19 protein-coding genes are annotated in these 19789 nt (G+C 63.2%); 7 read left to right on the plus strand and 12 right to left on the minus strand.

Annotated features, from left to right (window positions below):
* Positions 1-123: 123 nt before the first annotated feature.
* A complete protein-coding gene (locus GN234_RS14790; protein ID WP_176688698.1) occupies positions 124-2517 on the plus strand; it encodes a heavy metal translocating P-type ATPase in 2394 nt (797 codons plus the stop codon).
* Complete coding sequence (gene cueR / locus GN234_RS14795; protein WP_109752292.1) at positions 2514-2915, plus strand: Cu(I)-responsive transcriptional regulator; 402 nt, start codon at positions 2514-2516, stop codon at positions 2913-2915. Before GN234_RS14790 ends, cueR begins: the two co-directional genes overlap by 4 nt.
* Before the next feature lie 79 nt (positions 2916-2994).
* Here the strand turns inward: cueR and GN234_RS14800 are convergent, their stop codons facing one another.
* Together GN234_RS14800 and GN234_RS14805 are read right to left on the minus strand one after the other, a co-directional pair.
* Positions 2995-3888 carry a PA4780 family RIO1-like protein kinase gene (locus tag GN234_RS14800; RefSeq protein ID WP_176688699.1) on the minus strand — a complete coding sequence of 298 codons (894 nt, stop codon included), beginning with the start codon at positions 3886-3888 and terminating at the stop codon, positions 2995-2997.
* 239 nt (positions 3889-4127) lie between these two features.
* Positions 4128-4919, minus strand: a complete 792-nt coding sequence (locus tag GN234_RS14805) for an AraC family transcriptional regulator (RefSeq protein ID WP_109752288.1) — start codon at positions 4917-4919, stop codon at positions 4128-4130.
* Between the two features lie 79 nt (positions 4920-4998).
* Between GN234_RS14805 and GN234_RS14810 the strand changes: the two genes are divergently transcribed.
* On the plus strand, positions 4999-6027 hold the full coding sequence (locus GN234_RS14810; protein WP_176688700.1) for a bile acid:sodium symporter family protein: 1029 nt from the start codon (positions 4999-5001) through the stop codon (positions 6025-6027).
* Here the strand turns inward: GN234_RS14810 and GN234_RS14815 are convergent.
* Entirely contained in the window at positions 6014-7291 is a 1278-nt protein-coding gene (locus GN234_RS14815) for an acetyl-CoA C-acetyltransferase (protein WP_109752284.1), read from the minus strand. The two genes, GN234_RS14810 and GN234_RS14815, sit on opposite strands and share 14 nt — an antisense overlap.
* A gap of 146 nt (positions 7292-7437) precedes the next feature.
* Here GN234_RS14815 and GN234_RS14820 point away from each other — a divergent pair, with 146 nt between their 5' ends.
* Together GN234_RS14820 and GN234_RS14825 are read left to right on the plus strand one after the other, a co-directional pair.
* Positions 7438-8790: a 3-oxoacyl-ACP reductase gene (locus GN234_RS14820; protein WP_176688701.1), complete on the plus strand. Its 1353-nt coding sequence runs from the start codon at positions 7438-7440 to the stop codon at positions 8788-8790.
* Positions 8791-8792: 2 nt separating this feature from the next.
* Positions 8793-9647: a MaoC family dehydratase gene (locus GN234_RS14825; protein ID WP_176688702.1), complete on the plus strand. Its 855-nt coding sequence runs from the start codon at positions 8793-8795 to the stop codon at positions 9645-9647.
* Positions 9648-9881: 234 nt separating this feature from the next.
* On the opposite strand, the gene GN234_RS14830 is transcribed toward GN234_RS14825, so the two are convergent.
* From GN234_RS14830 to GN234_RS14845, 4 genes are read right to left on the minus strand one after another with little or no spacing between them, the layout of a single operon-like run.
* Positions 9882-10439 carry a DUF4136 domain-containing protein gene (locus GN234_RS14830; RefSeq protein ID WP_116834089.1) on the minus strand — a complete coding sequence of 186 codons (558 nt, stop codon included), beginning with the start codon at positions 10437-10439 and terminating at the stop codon, positions 9882-9884.
* A 20-nt stretch (positions 10440-10459) separates the two neighbouring features.
* The gene (locus GN234_RS14835; RefSeq protein WP_176688703.1) at positions 10460-11077 is read right to left on the minus strand and encodes a DUF4136 domain-containing protein; all 618 of its coding nucleotides are present in this window, start codon (positions 11075-11077) and stop codon (positions 10460-10462) included.
* 25 nt (positions 11078-11102) lie between these two features.
* On the minus strand, positions 11103-11852 hold the full coding sequence (locus GN234_RS14840; protein WP_109752274.1) for a methyltransferase: 750 nt from the start codon (positions 11850-11852) through the stop codon (positions 11103-11105).
* Positions 11849-12154, minus strand: coding sequence for a MazG-like family protein (locus tag GN234_RS14845; RefSeq protein ID WP_003186192.1), 306 nt, complete (start codon positions 12152-12154; stop codon positions 11849-11851). The genes GN234_RS14840 and GN234_RS14845 overlap by 4 nt, the downstream gene beginning before the upstream one ends.
* 164 nt (positions 12155-12318) lie before the next feature.
* On the opposite strand from GN234_RS14845, the gene GN234_RS14850 reads away from it, so the two are divergent.
* Both GN234_RS14850 and GN234_RS14855 read left to right on the plus strand, forming a co-directional pair.
* A complete protein-coding gene (locus GN234_RS14850; protein WP_003197447.1) occupies positions 12319-12612 on the plus strand; it encodes a hypothetical protein in 294 nt (97 codons plus the stop codon).
* Between the two features lie 230 nt (positions 12613-12842).
* Complete coding sequence (locus GN234_RS14855; RefSeq protein WP_163855478.1) at positions 12843-14192, plus strand: MATE family efflux transporter; 1350 nt, start codon at positions 12843-12845, stop codon at positions 14190-14192.
* A 3-nt stretch (positions 14193-14195) separates the two neighbouring features.
* On the opposite strand, the gene GN234_RS14860 is transcribed toward GN234_RS14855, so the two are convergent.
* The 5 genes from GN234_RS14860 to GN234_RS14880 form a co-directional block, all read right to left on the minus strand.
* On the minus strand, positions 14196-14993 hold the full coding sequence (locus GN234_RS14860) for a DUF4123 domain-containing protein (protein ID WP_109752271.1): 798 nt from the start codon (positions 14991-14993) through the stop codon (positions 14196-14198).
* Positions 14990-16297, minus strand: a complete 1308-nt coding sequence (locus GN234_RS14865; protein WP_176688704.1) for a type VI secretion system Vgr family protein — start codon at positions 16295-16297, stop codon at positions 14990-14992. Before GN234_RS14865 ends, GN234_RS14860 begins: the two co-directional genes overlap by 4 nt.
* Positions 16298-16565: 268 nt before the next feature.
* On the minus strand, positions 16566-18479 hold the full coding sequence (gene speA, locus GN234_RS14870) for an arginine decarboxylase (RefSeq protein WP_109752267.1): 1914 nt from the start codon (positions 18477-18479) through the stop codon (positions 16566-16568).
* Positions 18480-18690: 211 nt separating this feature from the next.
* Positions 18691-19062: a translation initiation factor Sui1 gene (locus tag GN234_RS14875; protein ID WP_109752265.1), complete on the minus strand. Its 372-nt coding sequence runs from the start codon at positions 19060-19062 to the stop codon at positions 18691-18693.
* A 168-nt stretch (positions 19063-19230) separates the two neighbouring features.
* A complete protein-coding gene (locus GN234_RS14880) occupies positions 19231-19788 on the minus strand; it encodes an NUDIX hydrolase (protein ID WP_109752263.1) in 558 nt (185 codons plus the stop codon).
* Position 19789: the final 1 nt, after the last annotated feature.

The following is a 19789-nucleotide window of genomic DNA, read 5'->3' on the forward strand; positions in this document are numbered from 1 at the left end:
AAGCTTTGCTCCCACAAAACCAGCTCCCATATCAGAGATGCGTTCAAGCTTTTCGATTGGCGCTTGACCTTGCCAGCATGGCAAGGTTGATCCTGTAGGCATTCACTACAGGGAGCCTGACCGATGTCCGAATCCACCACGTTCGATCTACCGATTGCCGGCATGACCTGCGCCAGTTGCGCCGGGCGGGTCGAGCGGGCCTTGAGCAAAGTCACCGGGGCCAGCGCCGTCAGCGTCAACCTGGCTACTGAAGTGGCGCGCGTGCAGGCTCCTGGAGACAGCCTGCCAGCCTTGATGCAGGCCGTCGAACAGGCGGGCTATAGCGTTCCCGTGCAAACCCTGGAGTTGAACATCGAAGGGATGACCTGCGCCTCCTGCGTCGGCCGGGTCGAACGGGCCCTGGGCAAGGTCGACGGCGTGAACAGTGTCAGTGTCAACCTTGCCAACGAGCGCGCCCACCTCGAACTGCTTGGCCAGGTGAATCCACAAACCCTGATCGATGCGGTCAAGCGCGCCGGCTATGACGCCACTGTCTGGCAGGCAGAGCAGCCCGTTGATACGCAGGTCAATCGCCTGAACCGTGAACGCCTGGTACTGGTGCTGGCGATCCTGCTGTCCGTGCCGCTGGTGTTGCCCATGCTGCTGCAGCCGTTCGGCGTGCATTGGATGCTCCCGGCCTGGGTGCAATTCGCCCTGGCGACGCCGGTGCAATTCATCTTCGGCGCGCGCTTTTATGTCGCCGCCTTCAAGGCCGTGCGTGCCGGGGCCGGGAACATGGACCTGCTGGTCGCCCTGGGCACCAGCGCCGGCTACGGCTTGAGCCTTTATGAATGGGTGATCGCCCGTCCCGGCAGCATGCCGCACCTGTATTTCGAGGCCTCGGCCGTAGTGATTGCCCTGGTCTTGCTGGGCAAATACTTGGAAAGCCGCGCCAAACGCCAGACCGCCAGCGCCATCCGCGCCCTCGAAGCCTTGCGACCGGAGCGGGCGATCCAGGTGATCGATGGCCAGGAGCGGGACGTTGCCATCAGTGCACTGCGCTTGAATGACCTGGTCCTGGTCAAGCCCGGCGAACGCTTCCCGGTGGACGGCGAAGTGTTGGAAGGCCAGAGCCACGCCGACGAAGCGCTGATCAGCGGCGAGAGCCTGCCGGTCCCCAAACAGCCCGGCGACAAAGTCACCGGCGGCGCCATCAACGGCGAAGGCCGGCTGCTGGTACGCACGCAAGCCCTGGGCACCGAAACCGTCCTGGCGCGCATCATCCGCCTGGTGGAGGACGCCCAGGCGGCCAAGGCCCCGATCCAGAAACTGGTGGATAAAGTCAGCCAGGTTTTCGTTCCGGTCGTGCTGGTGCTGGCCCTGGCGACATTGATCGGCTGGTGGCTGTACGGCGCGCCACTGGAAACCGCACTTATCAACGCCGTCGCCGTGCTGGTGATCGCCTGCCCCTGCGCCCTGGGCCTGGCGACGCCCACGGCGATCATGGCCGGCACCGGCGTGGCCGCGCGCCACGGGATCCTGATCAAGGACGCCGAGGCCCTGGAACGCGCCCATGAGGTCAAGACCGTAGTGTTCGACAAGACCGGCACCCTGACCTCCGGTACGCCACGCATCGCCCACTTGACGGCCCTGAAGGGAGATGAGGACGCGCTGCTGAAAATGGCCGGCGCGCTGCAACGCGGCAGTGAGCACCCCCTCGCCAAAGCAGTATTGGACACCTGCGCCGAGCGCGGCCTGGACGTGCCGGATATCAGCGACAGCCAGGCCCTGGCCGGACGCGGTATCGCCGGCAGCCTCGGCGGGCGGCGCCTGGCCCTGGGCAATCGGCGCCTGCTGGACGAACTGGGCCTGCACCCCGGCTCGCTGGCCGAATCGGCCCAGGCTTGGGAAACCGAAGGCCGCACGTTGTCTTGGCTGATCGAGCAAGGCGCGGCGCCTCGGGTGCTGGGCCTGTTCGCCTTCGGTGACACCCTCAAGCCCGGCGCCCTCGCCGCCGTACAAGCCTTGAATGAACAGCACATCGCCAGCCACCTGCTCACCGGCGACAACCAGGGCAGCGCCCGGGTGGTAGCCCAGGCACTGGGGATATCCAATGTCCATGCCGAGGTATTGCCCGCGGATAAATCCGCCATCGTCCAGCAATTGAAGCGCGATTCGGTGGTAGCGATGGTGGGCGACGGCATCAATGACGCCCCAGCCCTGGCCGCCGCCGACATCGGCATTGCCATGGGCGGCGGCACCGACGTGGCGATGCACGCCGCGGGCATCACCCTCATGCGCGGCGATCCGCGACTGGTGCCGGCGGCACTGGACATCAGCCGCAAGACCTACGCCAAGATCCGCCAAAACCTGTTCTGGGCGTTCGTCTATAACCTGATCGGTATTCCCCTGGCGGCGTTCGGCTTGCTCAACCCGGTGCTGGCCGGCGCGGCCATGGCCCTGTCGAGCGTCAGCGTGGTGAGCAATGCGTTACTGTTGAAGTTCTGGACACCCCAGCACCTGGAGGACAAGCGATGAACATCGGCCAAGCGGCCCGTCAGAGCGGCCTGAGCGCGAAGATGATCCGTTATTACGAATCCATCGGCCTGCTCAAGGCCGCCCATCGCACCGACAGCGGCTACCGCATCTATGGCACCGACGATCTGCACACCCTGGCGTTCATCAAGCGCTCCCGGGACTTGGGGTTTTCCCTGGAAGAGGTCGGCAAACTGCTGACCCTCTGGCAAGACCGCCAACGCGCCAGCGCCGACGTCAAAGCCCTGGCCCGGCAACACATCGACGAACTGAACCAGAAAATCCGCGAACTGGCCGAACTGCGCGACACCTTGCAAGACCTGGTAGAGCACTGCCACGGCGACCACCGCCCGGATTGTCCGATCCTCAAGGAACTGGCGTCGGGGTGTTGCAAGAATTGATGCCCACCGCCCCCCTGTGGGGTTGAGGGTTTGGGTAGCCACAAAAAACCCGGCCATGGCCGGGTTTCTGGTCAACCGATCACTGCATCCAGGGCGGAGGCGGTTCTTCGGTCTTGCTGGGTGGAGCGTCGTCAGCGGCGCGAACGGCCTGGCGGCGTTCCTCGTCCAGGCGGGCGGCTTCGATCTCGCGCATGATCCCGCCAACGTCCGCCAGTTCCTCCGGTTCGTCGAACTCGCCGGTCAGCAGGCTGGCCGGGTGCAAGGTACCGGCTTCATACAGCGCCCACATTTCCTTCGCGTACTTGGTGCGCTTGAGCTCCGGGGCAAACCGGCCGAAGTAGGAGGCCATGTTGCCCACGTCCCGCTCCAGCATGCTGAAAGCATGGTTGTTACCGGCAGCGTCCACCGCTTGCGGCAGGTCGATGATCACAGGTCCCGTCGGCGTGAGCAGGACGTTGAACTCGGACAGGTCGCCGTGCACCAGACCGGTACACAACATCAGCACGATCTGGGAAATCAGATAAGCGTGATATTCACGGGCCTGGTCCGGCTCCAGTACCACATCGTTCAGACGCGGCGCGGCATCGCCATACTCGTCGGCAACCAGTTCCATCAGCAGCACGCCTTCAAGGAAGTCGTACGGCTTGGGCACGCGTACACCGGCGCTAGCCAAGCGGAACAGCGCCGCCACTTCGGCGTTCTGCCAGGCGTCTTCGGTTTCCTTGCGCCCGAACTTCGAGCCCTTGGCCATGGCCCGGGCCTGGCGGCTATTGCGGACCTTGCGGCCTTCCTGGTATTCGGCCGCCTGACGAAAACTTCGCTTGTTCGCCTCCTTGTAGACCTTCGCGCAACGTAGCTCGTTGCCGCAGCGCACCACATAAACAGCTGCTTCTTTACCACTCATGAGTGGGCGCAGCACCTCGTCGACCAGACCGTCCTCGATCAGGGGTTCAATGCGTTTTGGAGTCTTCATCAGCTTTTATTGTGGGTCCTTTATTACCAAACACGCGAATGACAGTCGTTATACGGCAATCCTTCCTCCACGGGGAGGGGTTGCCGACCTATGAACCTGCAATGCACACAATGTGCCGGATTAATCGACCGAGCCGAATCATAGCCGAGACCGGACTTGGCGTTGCCCATTGAATGCACGGGTATTTGCGACAAGAGCTGACAGCCGTGCCTACCGTTGGTTGTAGGCAGTGCGACGACTCAATGCTTGAACAGTTCCCCCGGCGTAAAGCCGAACATTCCCTTGAACGCGGCAATGAACGCCGATGTTGAGTCATACCCACAGGACAACGCGGCGCTGGTGACGCTGTCGCCCTTCTCCAGCGATCCCAGGGACGACAACAAGCGCATGCGTTGGCGCCAGGCGCGAAAGCTCAGGCCGGTCTCGCGCTGGAACAGGCGCATCAGGGTTTTTTCCGACGTACCCAAGCGTTCGGCCCAGGCTTGCAGGGTGACGTTCTGCTCCGGCTGTTCGATCAACTCGTTACACAATCCCAGCAAACGGGCATGCCTAGGCAGCGGCAGGGAGAAGCCCACTTCCGGCAGGGTTGCCAGTTGATCCAGCAACACCTGCACCAGCCGTTCTTCCTGCGTATCGCCCTGTGGGTAATCGACCGGAAGCTGGCAGAACACCTTGATCAACTCACGGGCCAGTGGCGTGACTTCCAGGACCCGACAGCGTTCGTCGGCCCATGGGCAGGCGTGGCGATGCACGTACAGGCTGCGCATTTCCGCCCGGGTGGAGGTGACGACATGGTGCTCCAGGTCGGCCGGGATCCAGATGCCCCGTTGTGGCGGGGCAAAGAAGCTGCCCGCGGCGGTGTGTACACCGAGGACGCCGCTGATGGCGTATGAAAACTGCACCCAGTCATGCCGATGGGCTTGCGTCCAGGAACCGGCGCTCAAGCTTTCGACACGGGCATAAAGCGGCCTGGGCAATTGCACCAGGTCGGGAATGCGGCGTTCTAGCTGTTGGTGTCCGTTAGGCGGCATTGATTGGCCTTATGTCGCAAGACGACTAGTAGGGACGACGTTAGGCTAAGTCGACTTTTCTTACAACTTGCGGTGCCCTATGCACATCTTCAGACACCTCAAACGCATGGCGACCGACTGGTTCCTGTGCGGCATGTTGCTCGCCACGCTGCTGGCGTACTTCTTTCCAACCTTTGGCGCCACGGGCGGGGCCATGCATGCCGAATGGGTGGTCAACATCGGCATCTTCGTGGTGTTCTTCCTGCACGGAGTCAACCTGTCCGGCGAACAGATCCGCCACGGCTTGAAGAACATCCGGCTGCACGTGATGGTGCAGGGCTTCACGTTTGGCGTATTTCCGTTGCTCTGGCTGCTCAGCAACTGGCTCCTGGGCAGCCATGTGCCGGCGCTGCTGATGCTGGGGTTCTTCTACCTGTGCGCCCTGCCCTCGACCATTTCTTCCTCGGTGGCCCTGACCGGCAGTGCCGGCGGTAACGTGCCAGTGGCGATTCTCAATGCGAGCCTGTCCAGTGTAATGGGGGTTGTCCTGACGCCATTGCTGGTCAGTTTCGTGGTCGGCAGCGGTGCCGGTGGCATCGACCTGGGTTCGACCTTGCTCGACCTGTGCATGATGTTGCTGCTGCCGCTGGTGCTGGGGCAGTTCCTGCGGCGTTGGCTGGCCGGTTTTTTCGGTCGGTACAAACGCTACACCAGCGTCATCGACAAGCTGGTGATCCTGTTGCTGGTCTACGCGGCGTTCTGCAATTCGATGGTGTCGGGGATCTGGCAGCAGCAGGGCCACGGCGTGTTGCTCAGCGCCGTGATTGGCAGTGCCGTGCTGCTGGCGATCATCTTGTGGGCGACCACCCGCACCGCCCGAGCCCTGGGATTCAACAGTGCCGATGAAGTTGCCGCCGTGTTCTGTGCCAGCAAGAAATCCCTCGCCGCCGGGGTGCCGATGGCGGCGTTGATTTTCGGCAACCATCCCGGCCTGGGGCTGATCCTGCTGCCAATCATGATCTATCACCCGCTGCAGTTGATCGTCTGCTCGATCCTGGCCGAGCGCTACGCCAGCCGTCACCGGGAACTGGCATCTGGCCAGAACGGCGTCCTCCTCAACGCTCGATAATCGCCGTCACGCCCTGGCCGGCGGCGGCGCAGATGGAAATCAACCCACGACCTCGCCCGGCCGCATCCAGCAATTTGGCGAGGTTGGCGACAATTCGCCCGCCCGTGGCGGCAAACGGGTGCCCGGCGGCCAGGGAACTGCCCTTGACGTTCAACCGGCTGCGGTCGATGGCCCCCAGCGGCGCGTCGAGGCCCAGGCGGGTCTTGCAGTAGTCCGGGTCTTCCCAGGCTTTCAGCGTACATAACACTTGGGCGGCGAACGCTTCGTGGATTTCGTAGTAATCGAAGTCCTGCAAGGTCAAGCCGTTGCGCGCCAGCAAGCGCGGCACGGCATAGACCGGAGCCATCAGCAGCCCTTCGGCGCCATTGACGAAATCCACCGCCGCCGTTTCACCGTCGCGCAGGTACGCCAGGATCGGCAAGCCCCGGGCCTTGGCCCACTCTTCACTGCCCAGCAGCACCAACGAGGCACCATCGGTCAGTGGCGTGGAATTGCCCGCGGTCATCGTGCCCTTGGCGCTTTTTTCGAAGGCGGGCTTGAGGGAGGCGAGTTTTTCCAGGGTCAGGTCCGGGCGCAGGTTGTTGTCCCGGGTCAGGCCGAGAAACGGTGTCATCAGATCGTTCTGCCAGCCTTCGGCGTAGGACGCGGCCAATTTCTGATGGCTTTCCAAGGCCAACTGGTCTTGCGCTTCCCGGGGGATCTGCCAGGTCTGGGCCATCAATTCGCAGTGCTCGCCCATGCTCAGGCCGGTGCGCGGCTCGTTGATGCGCGGTAAGTCCGGCAGCAAGTGCTGGGGGCGCAATTGCAGGAAGACTTTGATTTTCTCGGCGGTGGTCTTGGCGCGATTGGCTTGCAGCAAGATCCTGCGCAACCCTTCATTGACCGCGATCGGCGCATCCGACGTGGTGTCGACGCCGCCGGCAATGCCGCTGTCGATCTGGCCCAGGGCGATTTTGTTGGCCACCAGCAGCACCGTCTCCAGCCCGGTGCCACAGGCCTGTTGCACGTCATAGGCCGGCGTCATCGGTGACAGCCGCGAACCGAGCACGCATTCGCGGGTCATGTTCATATCCCGGGAGTGCTTGAGCACCGCTCCGGCGGCCACTTCGCCGATGTGCAAGCCATGCAGGTCGTAGCGCTCGATCAGCCCCTCGAGGGCAGCCGTCAACATCGCCTTGTTGCTGGCGGTGGCATAGGCGCCGTTGGAACGGGCAAAGGGAATGCGGTTACCACCGATGATCGCGACGCGACGTAGCTGTGCCATGAAGAACTCCCCGTGTAAGTCTGAAGGCGCCAAAGGGCCTGAAAAAGACACTGTTCCTGCCCAAGCTTAGGCTTTATCTGGCCGATCGAACGACTGATTGCCAATCATGGTCCACACTTGGAACCTCATCAGCCGGAGTGTGTTCCATGTCTGACCGTTATATCGACTTCGCCAATTCGCCCATTGGCCGGCGCATGGTCGGGTCCCTCGGCCTGCCATCGCCGGTACGCCTGGAACGCTGGCAGGCCGGGCGACTGCGGCCGATCGAAGGCGCATTGCTGCTGGGCGGCGGGCCGTTGATCGAACAGATCGGCACGTTTGCCAAGCGCCTGACCGACAGCATTTTCATCTACGGCGGCGAGCCGACCCTGGCCACCGAGTGGATCCCCGGCCATGGCCCGAAAATCAAGGCGGTGGTGTACGACGCCAGCCATTTGCTGCAGGCCGACCAGCTCAAGCAGCTGCGGGAATTTTTCCAGCCACTGATGAAAAACCTCGATCACAGCGCCCATGTCGTCATCCTCGGTCGCGCGCCAGAGCGTCTTGCCGACCCGTTCGCCGCCAGTGCCCAGCGGGCGTTGGAGGGTTTCAGCCGTTCCCTGGCCAAAGAGCTGCGCCACGGTGGGACGCTGCAACTGCTGTACGTCGGCGACGGCGCCGAAGCCCAGTTGGAAGGTGCACTGCGGTTTTTCCTGTCGCCCAAGAGCGCCTTCATCTCCGGGCAGGTCATTCGCCTCAACGCCTGTGACACCCAGGTCCAGGACTGGACCCGACCGCTGACCGGGCTCAAGGCACTGGTCACCGGTGCCGCCCGCGGGATCGGCGCTTCCATCGCCGAAACCCTGGCCCGTGATGGCGCCGACGTGATCCTGCTGGACGTGCCGCAGGCCAAGACCGACCTCGACGCCCTGGCCGCACGCTTGAGCGGGCGCAGCGTCACGCTGGATATCTGCGCCCAGGACGCCGCCGCGCAACTGATCGAGCACCTCCCCGACGGCGTCGATATCGTGGTGCATAACGCTGGCATCACCCGGGACAAGACCCTCGCCAACATGACCCCGGAATTCTGGGACGCGGTGCTGGCCGTCAACCTCAATGCCCCGCAAGTGCTGACCAAGGCCCTGCTCGACAGCGGCACCCTGCGCGACAACGGCCGGGTCGTTCTGCTGGCCTCCATCAGCGGCATTGCCGGCAACCGTGGGCAAACCAACTATGCAGCGAGCAAGGCCGGGCTGATCGGCCTGGCCCAGGCCTGGGCGCCGCTGCTGCAACCACGGGGCATCAACATCAATGCCGTGGCACCGGGTTTCATTGAAACACGCATGACCGCCGAGATTCCCTTCGCCTTGCGCGAAGCCGGGCGGCGCATGAGTTCGTTGGGCCAGGGCGGCCTGCCCCAGGATGTCGCCGAAGCCGTGGCCTGGCTCGCGCAACCGGGCACAGGCGCGGTGACAGGACAGGCCCTGCGGGTATGCGGGCAAAGCCTTTTGGGAGCATGAGCATGACGATCCAATGGCATGAGGTCAGCAGCCCGCCATCCATGTCCGGGCTCTATTCAAAAGCGGCGACACGGCGCAAGGTCACTGGAACGACCTTGCCCGAGAAAGGCTTGCGCCAGGTGCTTCAGGTCGACCCGCAACGCCTGGCGGCCTATCGCAAAGTGTGCGGTTTCGTCGATAACGGACTGCTGCCGCCGACCTATCCCCACGTTTTGGCATTTGCCCTGCAGATGCAATTGCTTACGGATCGGGACTTTCCATTTCCGCTGTTGGGGCTGATCCACCTGAGCAACCGCATCCGTGTATTGCGGCCCATGGGCGGGGTCGGCCAGGTGCGGGTCAGCGTCAATGTCGAGAACCTGCAGGCCCACCCCAAGGGCGCGGTATTCGACCTGGTGACCGGCCTCGATGATCAACTGGGGCCGCTGTGGGAGGCCCGCAGCCAGATGCTTTGCAAAGGTGTCCAGCTCGACGGAGCACTCGTGGAGGATTCATCGCAGGCCAGTCGGCCCTTGATCGAAGTCACCCGCTGGACGGCACCGGCCGACATCGGCCGGCAATATGCCAAGGTGTCCGGCGACTACAACCCGATCCACCTGAGCGGCCTCAGTGCCCGCTTGTTCGGCTTCCCCACTGCCATCGCCCATGGCCTGTGGAACAAGGCCAGGACCCTGGCGGCATTGGACGACCATCTGCCCGAGGCCAACATCGAGATCGACGTGACCTTCAAGAAACCGGTGCGCCTGCCCAGCGAGGTGACGCTGCTGGCGAGTGCGGCGGGCTCCAGTGGGCAACTGCAACTGATGGGGGCTGGGGGGTTGGAGCATATGGTAGGAGAGTGGCGGCCGGTGGCCTGAGCAAGTCGATGGTGTTCACCGTAAATCCCTGTGGGAGCGGGCTTGCTCGCGAAAGCGGTGGGTCAGTCTGCATCAATGTTGACTGTTCGGCCGTCTTCGCGAGCAAGCCCGCTCCCACAGTTTGTTCCGGTCCGGGGTGTTCACAGAGCTGGTGTCCGCCACAAAATCCTTGTGGGAGCGAGCCTGCTCGCGATAGCGGCGGGGCTACTGGCGTCCATCTTGAATGCACCCTGGTCAGCGCGGTGGATAGTTGGCCAGGATCCGCCCCACTGTCTCGCGCACGGCCGTGTTGCGGTCCGTCGGGTTGGGGGAGTTGCTGAGCAGTTGTTCGTCACTGCCACGCCACACCAGCTTGCCGTCCTTGCCATCGAGCAGGTCGATCTGCACGGTGGCGACCTTGTAGCTGATGTTGCGGGTTTCGTTGTACATCGGCCCACCCCAATAGCCGTTCCAAGGGCCGCCCCAACCGCCGCCATAGTTGGTCGTGACCTGCTGCTGGCGATCCTCGACGATCAAATAGGTCTGGACCAGCACATCGCCGCGTCCGCCAGCCGCAGCCGGGCGCAGGCCGCGTTGATCGAGTTGATCGGCAACCGCCTGGCGGATTCGCTGCTCGGTCAGGTCGCTCTTGATGCGTGGGTCATCAGGGCGATATTGCAGCGCCGGCTCTTTCCAGCTCCAGCTGCGGTACGCCGCGAAATCGCGGCTGGTGTCGAAGTCATGGTTGACCTGGTTAGAGGCACAAGCGCCCAACAGCAGGGTGAAGGCCAGTAGAGCAAGACGGCGAAACATGGTTTTTCTCCGTTGAGCAATCAACTTGGGGGATACGCCGACAGGGCTTTTTCCACCGCTTCGCGAATGGCGTCGGTGCGCTCGCTCTGGCTGCCACGCTGGCCGGTCTCGGCGCTGGCGCTCCACACCGGCTGCCCGGTGCGGGCATCGAACAAGTCCACCCGAACCACCACGACCTGCTCCTGATACGTGCGCACCATCGGCACCGGATGGTACACGCCATACCCCGGGCCATAGCGGTCATAACGGTTATAGCCGCCGTAGTAACCGGCATCGTAGTCGTCCCGGACCTGGCGTACGCGGGTCTCCAGGCGCAGGTCGGCGCTGACGAACAAGTCGGCGGGCCGGTTGTCGTGCAGCGGGCGCAGGCCACGCTGGTCCAGGGCATTGCTCACCGCTTCGGCCACCTGGGCCGAATCCGCCCAGGCGGTACCCGAGGGCAGGCGCCCGTCGCGCCAGGCCCAACTGCGATAGCGCCCATAATCGCGGGGCGGCGCCGGGTAGGCGCTGCGGTCGAACACCGTGGCGGCCTCGGGCGGCGCCGGTGGCAGCGGGTTGGAAGTGGCGACATAGGGGTTGCTGCCCTGGCAGGCCACCAGCCCCAGGCACAGCACCAACAACCCTGAACGACCTTTCATTTCGCTCTCCGATTGCCCCCTCCGATCAGAGGGGACGGCAGATCCAGTGCAGGTAACGTCCCAACCCGGCAAACGCCGGGTGGCGACGGTGGGCCAGCTCCATTTCCAGCAACTGCGCAAGCTCCACGCGGCCCTGGAATTCCACCGGCATGTAGTCATGAAAAACCCGCACGCCACTCTGGCTTTCGACCTGCCACAGGCCTTCAAGTTGCGCCGCCAATGCTCGCGGATCAAGGGGTTGTTGCGGCGTCAGGCTCTGTTTTTCGCCGGCCATGTCGTTCTTGCGCAACTTGCGGAAATGTCCCTTGAGCAAATTGCGATAGACCAGCGCATCACGGTTGTAGAACGCCAGGGACAGCCAACCGCCAGGCGCCGTGAGTTGATGCAGCACCGGCAGGATCGCGTGGGGCTCGGCCAGCCACTCCAACACCGCGTGACACAGCACCAGGTCGTACGGTTCAGTGAGCTGGCCGAGCAGGTCCTGCCACGGCGCCTGGATGAACGTGGCGCTCTGGCCCGCATCGGCAAAGCGCTGGCGGGCGCCTTCGAGCATGGGCTCGGCCGGCTCGGCCAGGGTCACCTGGTGGCCACGCTCGGCCAGCCACAACGACATGTGGCCCAGGCCAGCGCCGATATCCAGCACCCGCAGCGGACGCTGGGGCAAGGTTTCCAGCAGATCGGCCTGAAGCACCGCCAGACGGATCGCGCCCTTGGCCCCACCATAGATTTTTTCCGCAAAGCGCGTGGCGAGTTGATCGAAATGCCGGTCGCTCATTGGCCGAACCGCCGCTCGCTGTCGGCCAGTTTGCTGCGCACCACGGCGTCCATGTCCAGGCCCAGCTCGCTGCACAGCAGCAACAGGTACAACACGATGTCACCGACCTCCTGCCCGGCGTGGGCCAGTTTGTCCGCCGGCAACTGGCGCGACTGGTCCTCGGTCAGCCACTGGAAAATTTCCACCAGTTCGGCCATTTCCACACTGGCGGCCATGGCGAGGTTTTTCGGGCTGTGGAATTGCCGCCAGTCGTTACGGTCACGAATGGCATGCAGGCGTTCGGTCAGTTCAACAAGGTTCATCGGGCTCTCCTGAATACGCATAGCTTCAGGGGGATGACCGGGGAAGGCAAGAGTCTCGGTAGGAAGCGACGGTTTACCCCATAATCGAACCAACTCGGCCGCCACAGCTCCTACAATCAGGAGCCAACGGCTCGGCTCAAACTCCCTCCCATCAGGATGCACATATGCAGGTAGAAAGCTTTTTCGAATGGCTCGGCCAGGCGCTCGGTTCGGTGATCCGGTTCATCGTCGACCTGCTCAGCGGTCTCTTCAACACCCTGGCCAATGCCGGCGGCAACTTCGTCGATGGGCTGTCACGCACCCTGGGCATGGACACCTCGATCATCAGCATCATCGCGCTGATCCTCGGGCTGATGCTGCTGTACTCGGCCATCCGCGCCTTCATGCGGGCCTCGATCGTCATGGGCATCATCTGGCTGGTGCTGGGGTTGTGGCTGTTGAGTTGGATCATTCACTAAGGCTGGGATCGATACTGCGCCAGCCCCCTTGTGGCGAGGATGCTCTGTGGGAGCAAGGCTTGCCCGCGATGAATATGACGCGGTTTCCCAGGGAACCGAGGCGCCTGGATCGCGAGCAAGCTTTGCTCCCACAGAATGGGGATAAATCCCCTCGCCACAAGGAGTCCAGGATCCCCTGGAGAACGATCAGACCATAACCCGCTACAATCGCGCTCCATCAAGGAGCCCGCATGTCCAACCTGATCACCGACTGGCGCGACCGCCTGACCCATCGTCGGGTCTGGGCGCTGGCTGCGCCGATGATTCTCTCCAACATTTCCGTGCCGCTGGTGGCGCTGGTGGACAGCACCGTCATCGGCCATTTGCCCCATGCTCATCAGTTGGGCGCGGTGGCGGTCGGGGCGAGTCTGTATACGGTGTTGGCCTGGGCCATGGGTTTCTTGCGCATGGGCACCACCGGGTTCGCCGCCCAGGCCGCCGGGCGTGGTGACGGCGCGGCATTGCGGCAAGTGTTACTGCAAGGCCTGCTGTTGGCGATGGGGCTGGCGGTGCTGCTCGGTGCCGTCGGCGTGCCATTGAGCGACGTGGCGTTACACTTCATGCAGCCGTCCGCCGAGCTCAACCAATTGACCCGTGACTTCTTCCACACCCGGCTCTTCGGCTTGCCGGCGGCGCTGGCCAGCTATGCGCTGGTGGGCTGGTTTCTCGGTGCCCAGAATGCCCGGGCGCCGTTGGCGATCCTGCTGGTGACCAACCTGGTCAACATCGCCCTGAACCTGTGGTTCGTGATCGGCCTGGACTGGGGTGTGACCGGCTCGGCCCGGGCCTCGGTAATCGCCGAGTGGACCGGCGCGCTGGTCGGCCTGGCGCTGGCCCGCCACACACTGCGCGCCTGGCCCGGACAGGTGGCCTGGGCCGCCCTGGGACTGTGGCAGAACTGGCGCCCGCTGCTGGCCGTGAACCGGGACATTTTCATTCGCAGCCTGGCGCTGCAAGCGGTGTTTTTCCTCATCACCGTGCAAGGCGCGCGCCTGGGGGATGCGACCGTGGCGGCCAATGCCTTGCTGCTCAACGGCCTGTTGCTGACAGCCCATGCCCTGGACGGCCTGGCCCATGCCGTCGAAGCGCTGTGCGGCCATGCCATTGGCGCCCGCGACCGCCTGGCACTGCGCCGCTCGCTGGTGGTGGCGTGTGGCTGGTCGCTGATTGCAAGCCTGGGCTTCGCATTGCTGTTCCTGCTCGCCGGCCACCTGTTCATCGACATGCAGACCAACATCCCCGACGTGCGCGATACCGCTTACCGCTACTTGCCTTACCTGGCGGCCCTGCCACTGATTGCGGTCTGGAGTTACTTGCTCGACGGGCTGTTCATCGGCGCCACCCGCGCCCGGGAAATGCGCAATGGCATGCTGCTGACATTGCTGCTGGTGCTGCCAATCGCTTGGGCGCTGCAAGGGTTGGGCAACCATGGGTTGTGGATCACCTTCCTGCTGTTCATGGCCTTGCGCAGCCTGACCCTCGGCGCTTTCGCCTGGCGCTTGCAGCGACACGACCGCTGGCTCGGCGCGTCAGCCCAGTAACGTTCAATCCTGGCCGTCCTGCCAACGCCGTCGCAACTGATCGAGCCGTTCACGCTGCGAACCGCCCACCAAGTCCGGCACCGGCCGGGCCTCGGGGTATTGCAGGCGCAGCCACAGCCAGTCATCGAGCACTGTCCGCTCGGTAAACCCCAGCGTCAGTCCCTGCTGCAAATCCTCCCAGAGCCGACGGTAATCACGCCCGGTGGCACGGGACCATTGCCAGGCATGACGCTCCAGCAGGCATCGTTGCAACTGGCTCTGCTGTCGATCGCTGAGGCTGTGCTCCGTCTCCAGCGCCGCCACCGGCAGCCCCGGGTTGGACAGTTGTTGCCACCCCTGGCTGCCGATCGCCCGGTCGGCCCAGGTGCCACCAAACCAGCGCAACAGACTGATCGGACCCAGCCAGCAACTGAGCTCCCGAGGGTCGCAGCCGTCGAAGAAATAGCTGGCGATGTGCGGGTTGTAGTAGCTCAACAAGGCTTTGTGATGCAGGCCTAGCGTCACCGTCAGCATGCGCCGCAGATGCGCCAGCAATTGCTCGGCGGGCGATGAGCTGACCAACAGCAGCCCCGGCCAGGAACGTGGGTCCAGGTGACAGAGGCTGACCAGCGCAGGCGATTGACGCAGATCCACCAGCAGCGGGCCGTGCTCTCGCAGCCCATGCAGCTCGGTACCTTCAAACAGGGCAAAGCACCGTGCCTTGGCGAACTGCCCGTGCACCAGCCGTGCGGCTGCAGGCGCACTCGGTACGTCGAGCAACAGCCATTGCGGCGTTGATCCAGGCAAGACGGCGGCACTCATCGAGCAACGCCCGCGCCACGCCCCATGAGCATACGGCAGGTGCACAGCGGTTGGGCGCAGGGGCTGAAAGGCCCGCCTTCGGGCAACAGGCACAACAAGACCAGCGGCTCGGCGTCGCGGATTGCAGACAACAGGAGCGGATCGGCAACAGACTGCACAAATGTTTCGCCTGAGGATGATTCATCCGCAACCTCCCCTGAGACAGGCGCGTCCAGAAATGCACTGATCAATGGCCGATCCGGATCGCCTTCGATAAAGCTCACCAACACCTCGGTGCCGTCACACAGGGCGCCCGCTCCGCCCGCGACCAGTTCGGGCGCCAAGGGTAGCCAGCAATGACTGGGGCTGGAACCTTCGCCCTGGTAGACCCAGTCAAACTGCACCGCCACACGCCCTGCCCCCAACGCCGGCGGCTCGTCCACTGCCACGACCCAGCCGCGTTGCCGGCTCACCATCCGTGGTTTTGCCGGGATCTTATCCGGCACGAACAGCACGCCCCGGGGAATGGCTTTGAAATGATTGCCGTACACCCCCGCCTGCACCCGGTGCTCGACCTTCGTCAACAGCCAGCGCCGGTTCCAGTCAGCAAAAGGATGAGCCGTCAGCGACAACATTCGACCACCATGCAGGTTCATCAAATCGCTGCGGCCCTGGGCGACCTGCTCCCCCGACACATCGGTCTGCACGCTGAAGGTCCGCACTGCGGCAGTCGCCTCGTCGTCCGCGTAAACCGCTGTACCGACGGGGGGAAAACTGTGGGCATTGTCGGCGAACACCAGGCAGTGTCCATCCTGGGTGTGTTCGAAATGAAAATGAATGCCTGCCTGGGCGCATACGCGTTGAAGAAACTGCAAGTCCGATTCCCGATACTGGGTACAGAAGTCCTGTGGCGGATAATCACCAATCAAGTCCAGGCACAGGCCGCGGCCGCTGATGCCATGGGCCTTGAGCACCTGGCGAATGATCTGCGGCACCGAGCGGGCGCTGAAGACCCGCTGGCTGAAGCGCTGCGCCAGACAGGCCAGCTTCGGTCCGATACGCACCCGGCAGCCGGCGCCATGAGGGTGTTGGACCAACTCATGAAGCTGCCCATGAATGCCCCGGCCTGGGGCCCCAAAGCTCAGCCAGACGCTGCGGTATAGCAGGCCCGCCAAGTCCAGGTTCGCATCGGGCAACAACAGCTGCGCTTCATAAACGAAGGGTTCGCTGATGGTTTCGCTACCCGTGAAAGCCACGACGTCAACGGGCTCGGGCAGACCGGCTATCTCCAGACGAAATGCTGGTTCGCTGGCTGGATCGGACATCGGCGTTTCTCTACAGGAGGGGCGGTCGGGGATTCTCGCCGAGAGCCATGGCCGAGTAGAGGGGCCAAGTACAAGTTAGGAAAGGGACTACACGAAATAAGGACATCGCCGGTTAAACGCACCGGAGGGAGGAAATAGCCGTGGCGTAAACAAAAACGCCCTCCGGAACTATCCGAAAAAACCCGCAACATGCGGTGTCTTTTCTGACAGCTCCGGAGGGCGTTGCCGATCAGTTAAAAGGGTGAGTCCCTCGCCACAAACTTGCCCATCAAGACGACAGGTAGGACGAACGCGTCAGCCCCAGGCGCAAGGCATCGAGGAACTGGGTACGTTCGGCGGCGCTGATGCGGGCGCTGGCGCACTTGTCGCGGTAGTGAGTCATCAACTCCTCCGGCGACAAGTGCACGTAGCGCAGCATGTCTTCGATGGTGTCGTGGGTTTCGATACCGGCGTGATACACGCTGCCATCGGCGTTCTGGTAGATGTTCACCGAGTCGGTGTCACCGAACAGGTTGTGCATGTCACCGAGGATTTCCTGGTAGGCGCCCACCAGGAAAATGCCCAGCAAGTAGTCTTCACCTGGATTGAGACCGTGAACCGGCAGGCTGGTCTCGATGCTCTGTTCGTCGACGTACTGCTTGATCTTGCCGTCGGAATCGCAGGTCAGGTCTTGCAGCACGGCGCGACGCAGCGGCTCTTCGTCCAGGCGATGCAACGGCAGGATCGGCAGCACCTGGCCGATGGCCCAGGTATCCGGCAGGCTCTGGAACACCGAGAAGTTGCAGATGTATTTGTCGGCCAGCTTGTCGTTGAGCTCATCCAGCACTTGCCGATGGGAACGCTGGCGGGCCTTCAACGAGTTGTGCAGGCGACGGCACACCGCGAAGTAGCACTGCTCGGCCAAGGCTTTTTCAGCCAGGGTCAACTTGCCATCGGCATACTGGGTCGCCACATCGCTCATGTAGTGAGTGGCGCGCCAGTAGGTCTCGGTGACCATCTCGATATCGGTCGGGCCCAGCAGGTCAACCAGCCATTGCACGGTTTCCGGCAGGCTTTCCTTGTTTTCGATCACCGGCACGTCATCGTTGTGTTTCTCGACGTCAGTCACCTGCACCACCAGCATGGCGTGGTGGGCGGTCAGCGAGCGGCCGCTTTCGGAGAAGATGTGCGGATGCGGCAAACTCTGGGCATCGCAGAACTCCTTGAGCATGCCGACCACGACACCGGCGTAATCGTCCATGTCGTAGTTGATCGAACTGGCGTTGCGCGAGTGGGTGCCGTCGTAGTCCACGCCGAGGCCACCGCCGACGTCGATGTGATCCACCGGCAGGCCGAGGTTGCGCAGTTCACCGTAGTAACGGATCGCTTCTTTGAAGCCGTGCTGGTAGTCCGCCAGGTTGGCGATCTGTGAGCCCATGTGAAAGTGCAGCAGGCGAATGCCCTGGTCCAGGCCGGCCGCGCGGAAGCGCTCGACCACCGACAACAGTTGCGCGGCAGACAAGCCGAACTTGGATTTCTCGCCACCGGTATCAGCCCACTTGCTCGAAGCCAGGGACGACAGGCGCACCCGCAGGCCAACCTGTGGCTTGACCTTGAGCGCCGCAGCCTCTTCGATCACCAGACCGACTTCGGACTCTTTCTCGATGACGATGAATACATTGTGGCCCAGCTTCTGGCCCATCAGCGCCAGGCGGATGAACTCACGATCCTTGTAGCCGTTGCAGACGATGGTGCCGCCCTTCGGCGCCAGGGCCAGCACCGCCAGCAACTCCGGCTTGGAGCCGGCTTCCAGGCCGATGGAGACGTTCTGGGTGGCGATGATGTTCTCGATCACCGCTTCTTGCTGGTTGACCTTGATCGGATAGAGCGCGGTGTACTTGCTCTGGTATTCCAGGCGCGCGATGTTGCTGTCGAAGGCACCGGTGAGCTGGCGTACACGGTCTTGCAGGATGTCGGGAAAGCGCACCAGCAAGGGCAGCGACAGGCCGCTCTGGCGCAACTGATCGACTTGCTCGAACAGGTCGATGGGCGAGCTGCCGGGACCGTTCGGGCGGACTTCGACGCGACCGGCTTCATTGATCGCGAAATACCCGGCCCCCCAATGGCGAATCCCGTAAACACTGCGGCTGTCCGCAACTGTCCATTGGCTGCCATCGTCTTTGCGTGTGCGTCGTACGGACATCGAAGTCCCCTATAAAGAAGTCAAAATGCACCATCCGGTCGGAGGCTGGGGCAGTCTAGAGAGTGAAAATGACGAATTGCCTGTTAGCAAGGTAGACCCTGCTCCCAGCGATGAGTTTAGAAACCCGTTCAGAACAGGCTCTGTGAAAACCATGCGGGCGACCTCGAACGTGGGGTTCGGGTCAAGCCGAGGGTGGTTTTCACAGAGGCTGCTAGCCGCCGGATTTCTTTGCCTTGAAACCGTGCTTGACCAGTTCCGCCAGCAGCAGTTCGACGTGATCACCCTGGATCTCGATGACGCCGTCTTTCAATGCGCCACCGGTGCCACAGCGTTTCTTCAACGTGGTGGCCAGTTCCTTGAGCGCATCTTCGGCCAACGGCACGCCGGTGATCGTGGTCACTGTCTTGCCGCCGCGGCCTTTGCTTTCACGGCGCACGCGCGCAATGCCGTCACCTTCAGGGATGGCGGTCTGTTTGCAGATGCAGGCATTCACCGGTTGACGGCAATCAGGACAATGACGACCGGCGTCGGTAGAAAATACCAGGCCGCCCAGGGCGGCGAAGGATGCGGCTTTTTTGGCCACCGGCAATCCTCTTGGGAGGACAAAGACTGGCCGAGGGGGAACGTGCCTCGACCGCGAAACCCCACTCAGGCAGGGGCAGCGCTACTGGACCGCAGAGACGGTTCAGCTTGAAAAGTCGCGCAGTGTAACGGCAAAAAGCCGACTTGCTAAGGGCCAATCAGCGCCAATTTATAGCTTCTTTGCGACGCCGTCGCCATGGACCCGCAAATAGCGTTCGAGCGCCGCCAAAGAGTCCGGGCAGTAGGGCTTGCGCTGGATTTCATCGAGCACCTGTTCGAGCGGCAGGAAACGCGCCTCGAGGACTTCTTCCGGTTGCAGGACCAGCGGGCCGTCCCACACCGCCGAGAACGCCGAGCACCACAAGCGACTGCCGGGGTCTTCGAAATAAAAATGGTCGTGGGCGGTCAGTTCCACGCCGCTCACACCCAATTCCTCCGCTAGCTCACGGGCGGCCGATTCGGCATAGGTCTCATCGGCCTGCACCATGCCACCCGCCGCCACGTCCCAGAAACCGGGGTAAATGGCCTTGCTCAGGGTACGCCGGTGCACGCAGAGCTCACCGGCCGAGTTGAACAGCATGATGTAGGTGCCACGTCCGATCAGGCCGCGTTCGCGCAGCTCTGAACGCACCAGGCTGCCAAGCAGGTTGTCCTGCTCATCGACCCACGCGATCAACTCGGCATCCGAGGCCACTCGGTGAGCGACCTCCCGGGGGCTTTCGCTCATG

The sequence above is a fragment of the Pseudomonas bijieensis genome, from assembly GCF_013347965.1.
GTDB lineage: Bacteria > Pseudomonadota > Gammaproteobacteria > Pseudomonadales > Pseudomonadaceae > Aquipseudomonas > Aquipseudomonas bijieensis.

Bases quoted from the DNA above. Each gene is read 5' to 3' on its own strand.
- GN234_RS14825 (WP_176688702.1), top strand. From the start codon at position 8,793: ATGACGATCCAATGGCATGAGGTCAGCAGCCCGCCATCCATGTCCGGG.
- GN234_RS14835 (WP_176688703.1), bottom strand. From the start codon at position 11,077: ATGAAAGGTCGTTCAGGGTTGTTGGTGCTGTGCCTGGGGCTGGTGGCC.
- GN234_RS14805 (WP_109752288.1), bottom strand. From the start codon at position 4,919: ATGCCGCCTAACGGACACCAACAGCTAGAACGCCGCATTCCCGACCTG.
- GN234_RS14880 (WP_109752263.1), bottom strand. From the start codon at position 19,788: ATGAGCGAAAGCCCCCGGGAGGTCGCTCACCGAGTGGCCTCGGATGCC.
- GN234_RS14850 (WP_003197447.1), top strand. From the start codon at position 12,319: ATGCAGGTAGAAAGCTTTTTCGAATGGCTCGGCCAGGCGCTCGGTTCG.
- GN234_RS14800 (WP_176688699.1), bottom strand. From the start codon at position 3,888: ATGAAGACTCCAAAACGCATTGAACCCCTGATCGAGGACGGTCTGGTC.
- GN234_RS14810 (WP_176688700.1), top strand. From the start codon at position 4,999: ATGCACATCTTCAGACACCTCAAACGCATGGCGACCGACTGGTTCCTG.
- GN234_RS14845 (WP_003186192.1), bottom strand. From the start codon at position 12,154: ATGAACCTTGTTGAACTGACCGAACGCCTGCATGCCATTCGTGACCGT.
- GN234_RS14840 (WP_109752274.1), bottom strand. From the start codon at position 11,852: ATGAGCGACCGGCATTTCGATCAACTCGCCACGCGCTTTGCGGAAAAA.
- cueR (WP_109752292.1), top strand. From the start codon at position 2,514: ATGAACATCGGCCAAGCGGCCCGTCAGAGCGGCCTGAGCGCGAAGATG.
- GN234_RS14815 (WP_109752284.1), bottom strand. From the start codon at position 7,291: ATGGCACAGCTACGTCGCGTCGCGATCATCGGTGGTAACCGCATTCCC.
- GN234_RS14865 (WP_176688704.1), bottom strand. From the start codon at position 16,297: ATGTCCGATCCAGCCAGCGAACCAGCATTTCGTCTGGAGATAGCCGGT.
- GN234_RS14830 (WP_116834089.1), bottom strand. From the start codon at position 10,439: ATGTTTCGCCGTCTTGCTCTACTGGCCTTCACCCTGCTGTTGGGCGCT.
- GN234_RS14860 (WP_109752271.1), bottom strand. From the start codon at position 14,993: ATGAGTGCCGCCGTCTTGCCTGGATCAACGCCGCAATGGCTGTTGCTC.
- GN234_RS14855 (WP_163855478.1), top strand. From the start codon at position 12,843: ATGTCCAACCTGATCACCGACTGGCGCGACCGCCTGACCCATCGTCGG.
- speA (WP_109752267.1), bottom strand. From the start codon at position 18,479: ATGTCCGTACGACGCACACGCAAAGACGATGGCAGCCAATGGACAGTT.
- GN234_RS14790 (WP_176688698.1), top strand. From the start codon at position 124: ATGTCCGAATCCACCACGTTCGATCTACCGATTGCCGGCATGACCTGC.
- GN234_RS14820 (WP_176688701.1), top strand. From the start codon at position 7,438: ATGTCTGACCGTTATATCGACTTCGCCAATTCGCCCATTGGCCGGCGC.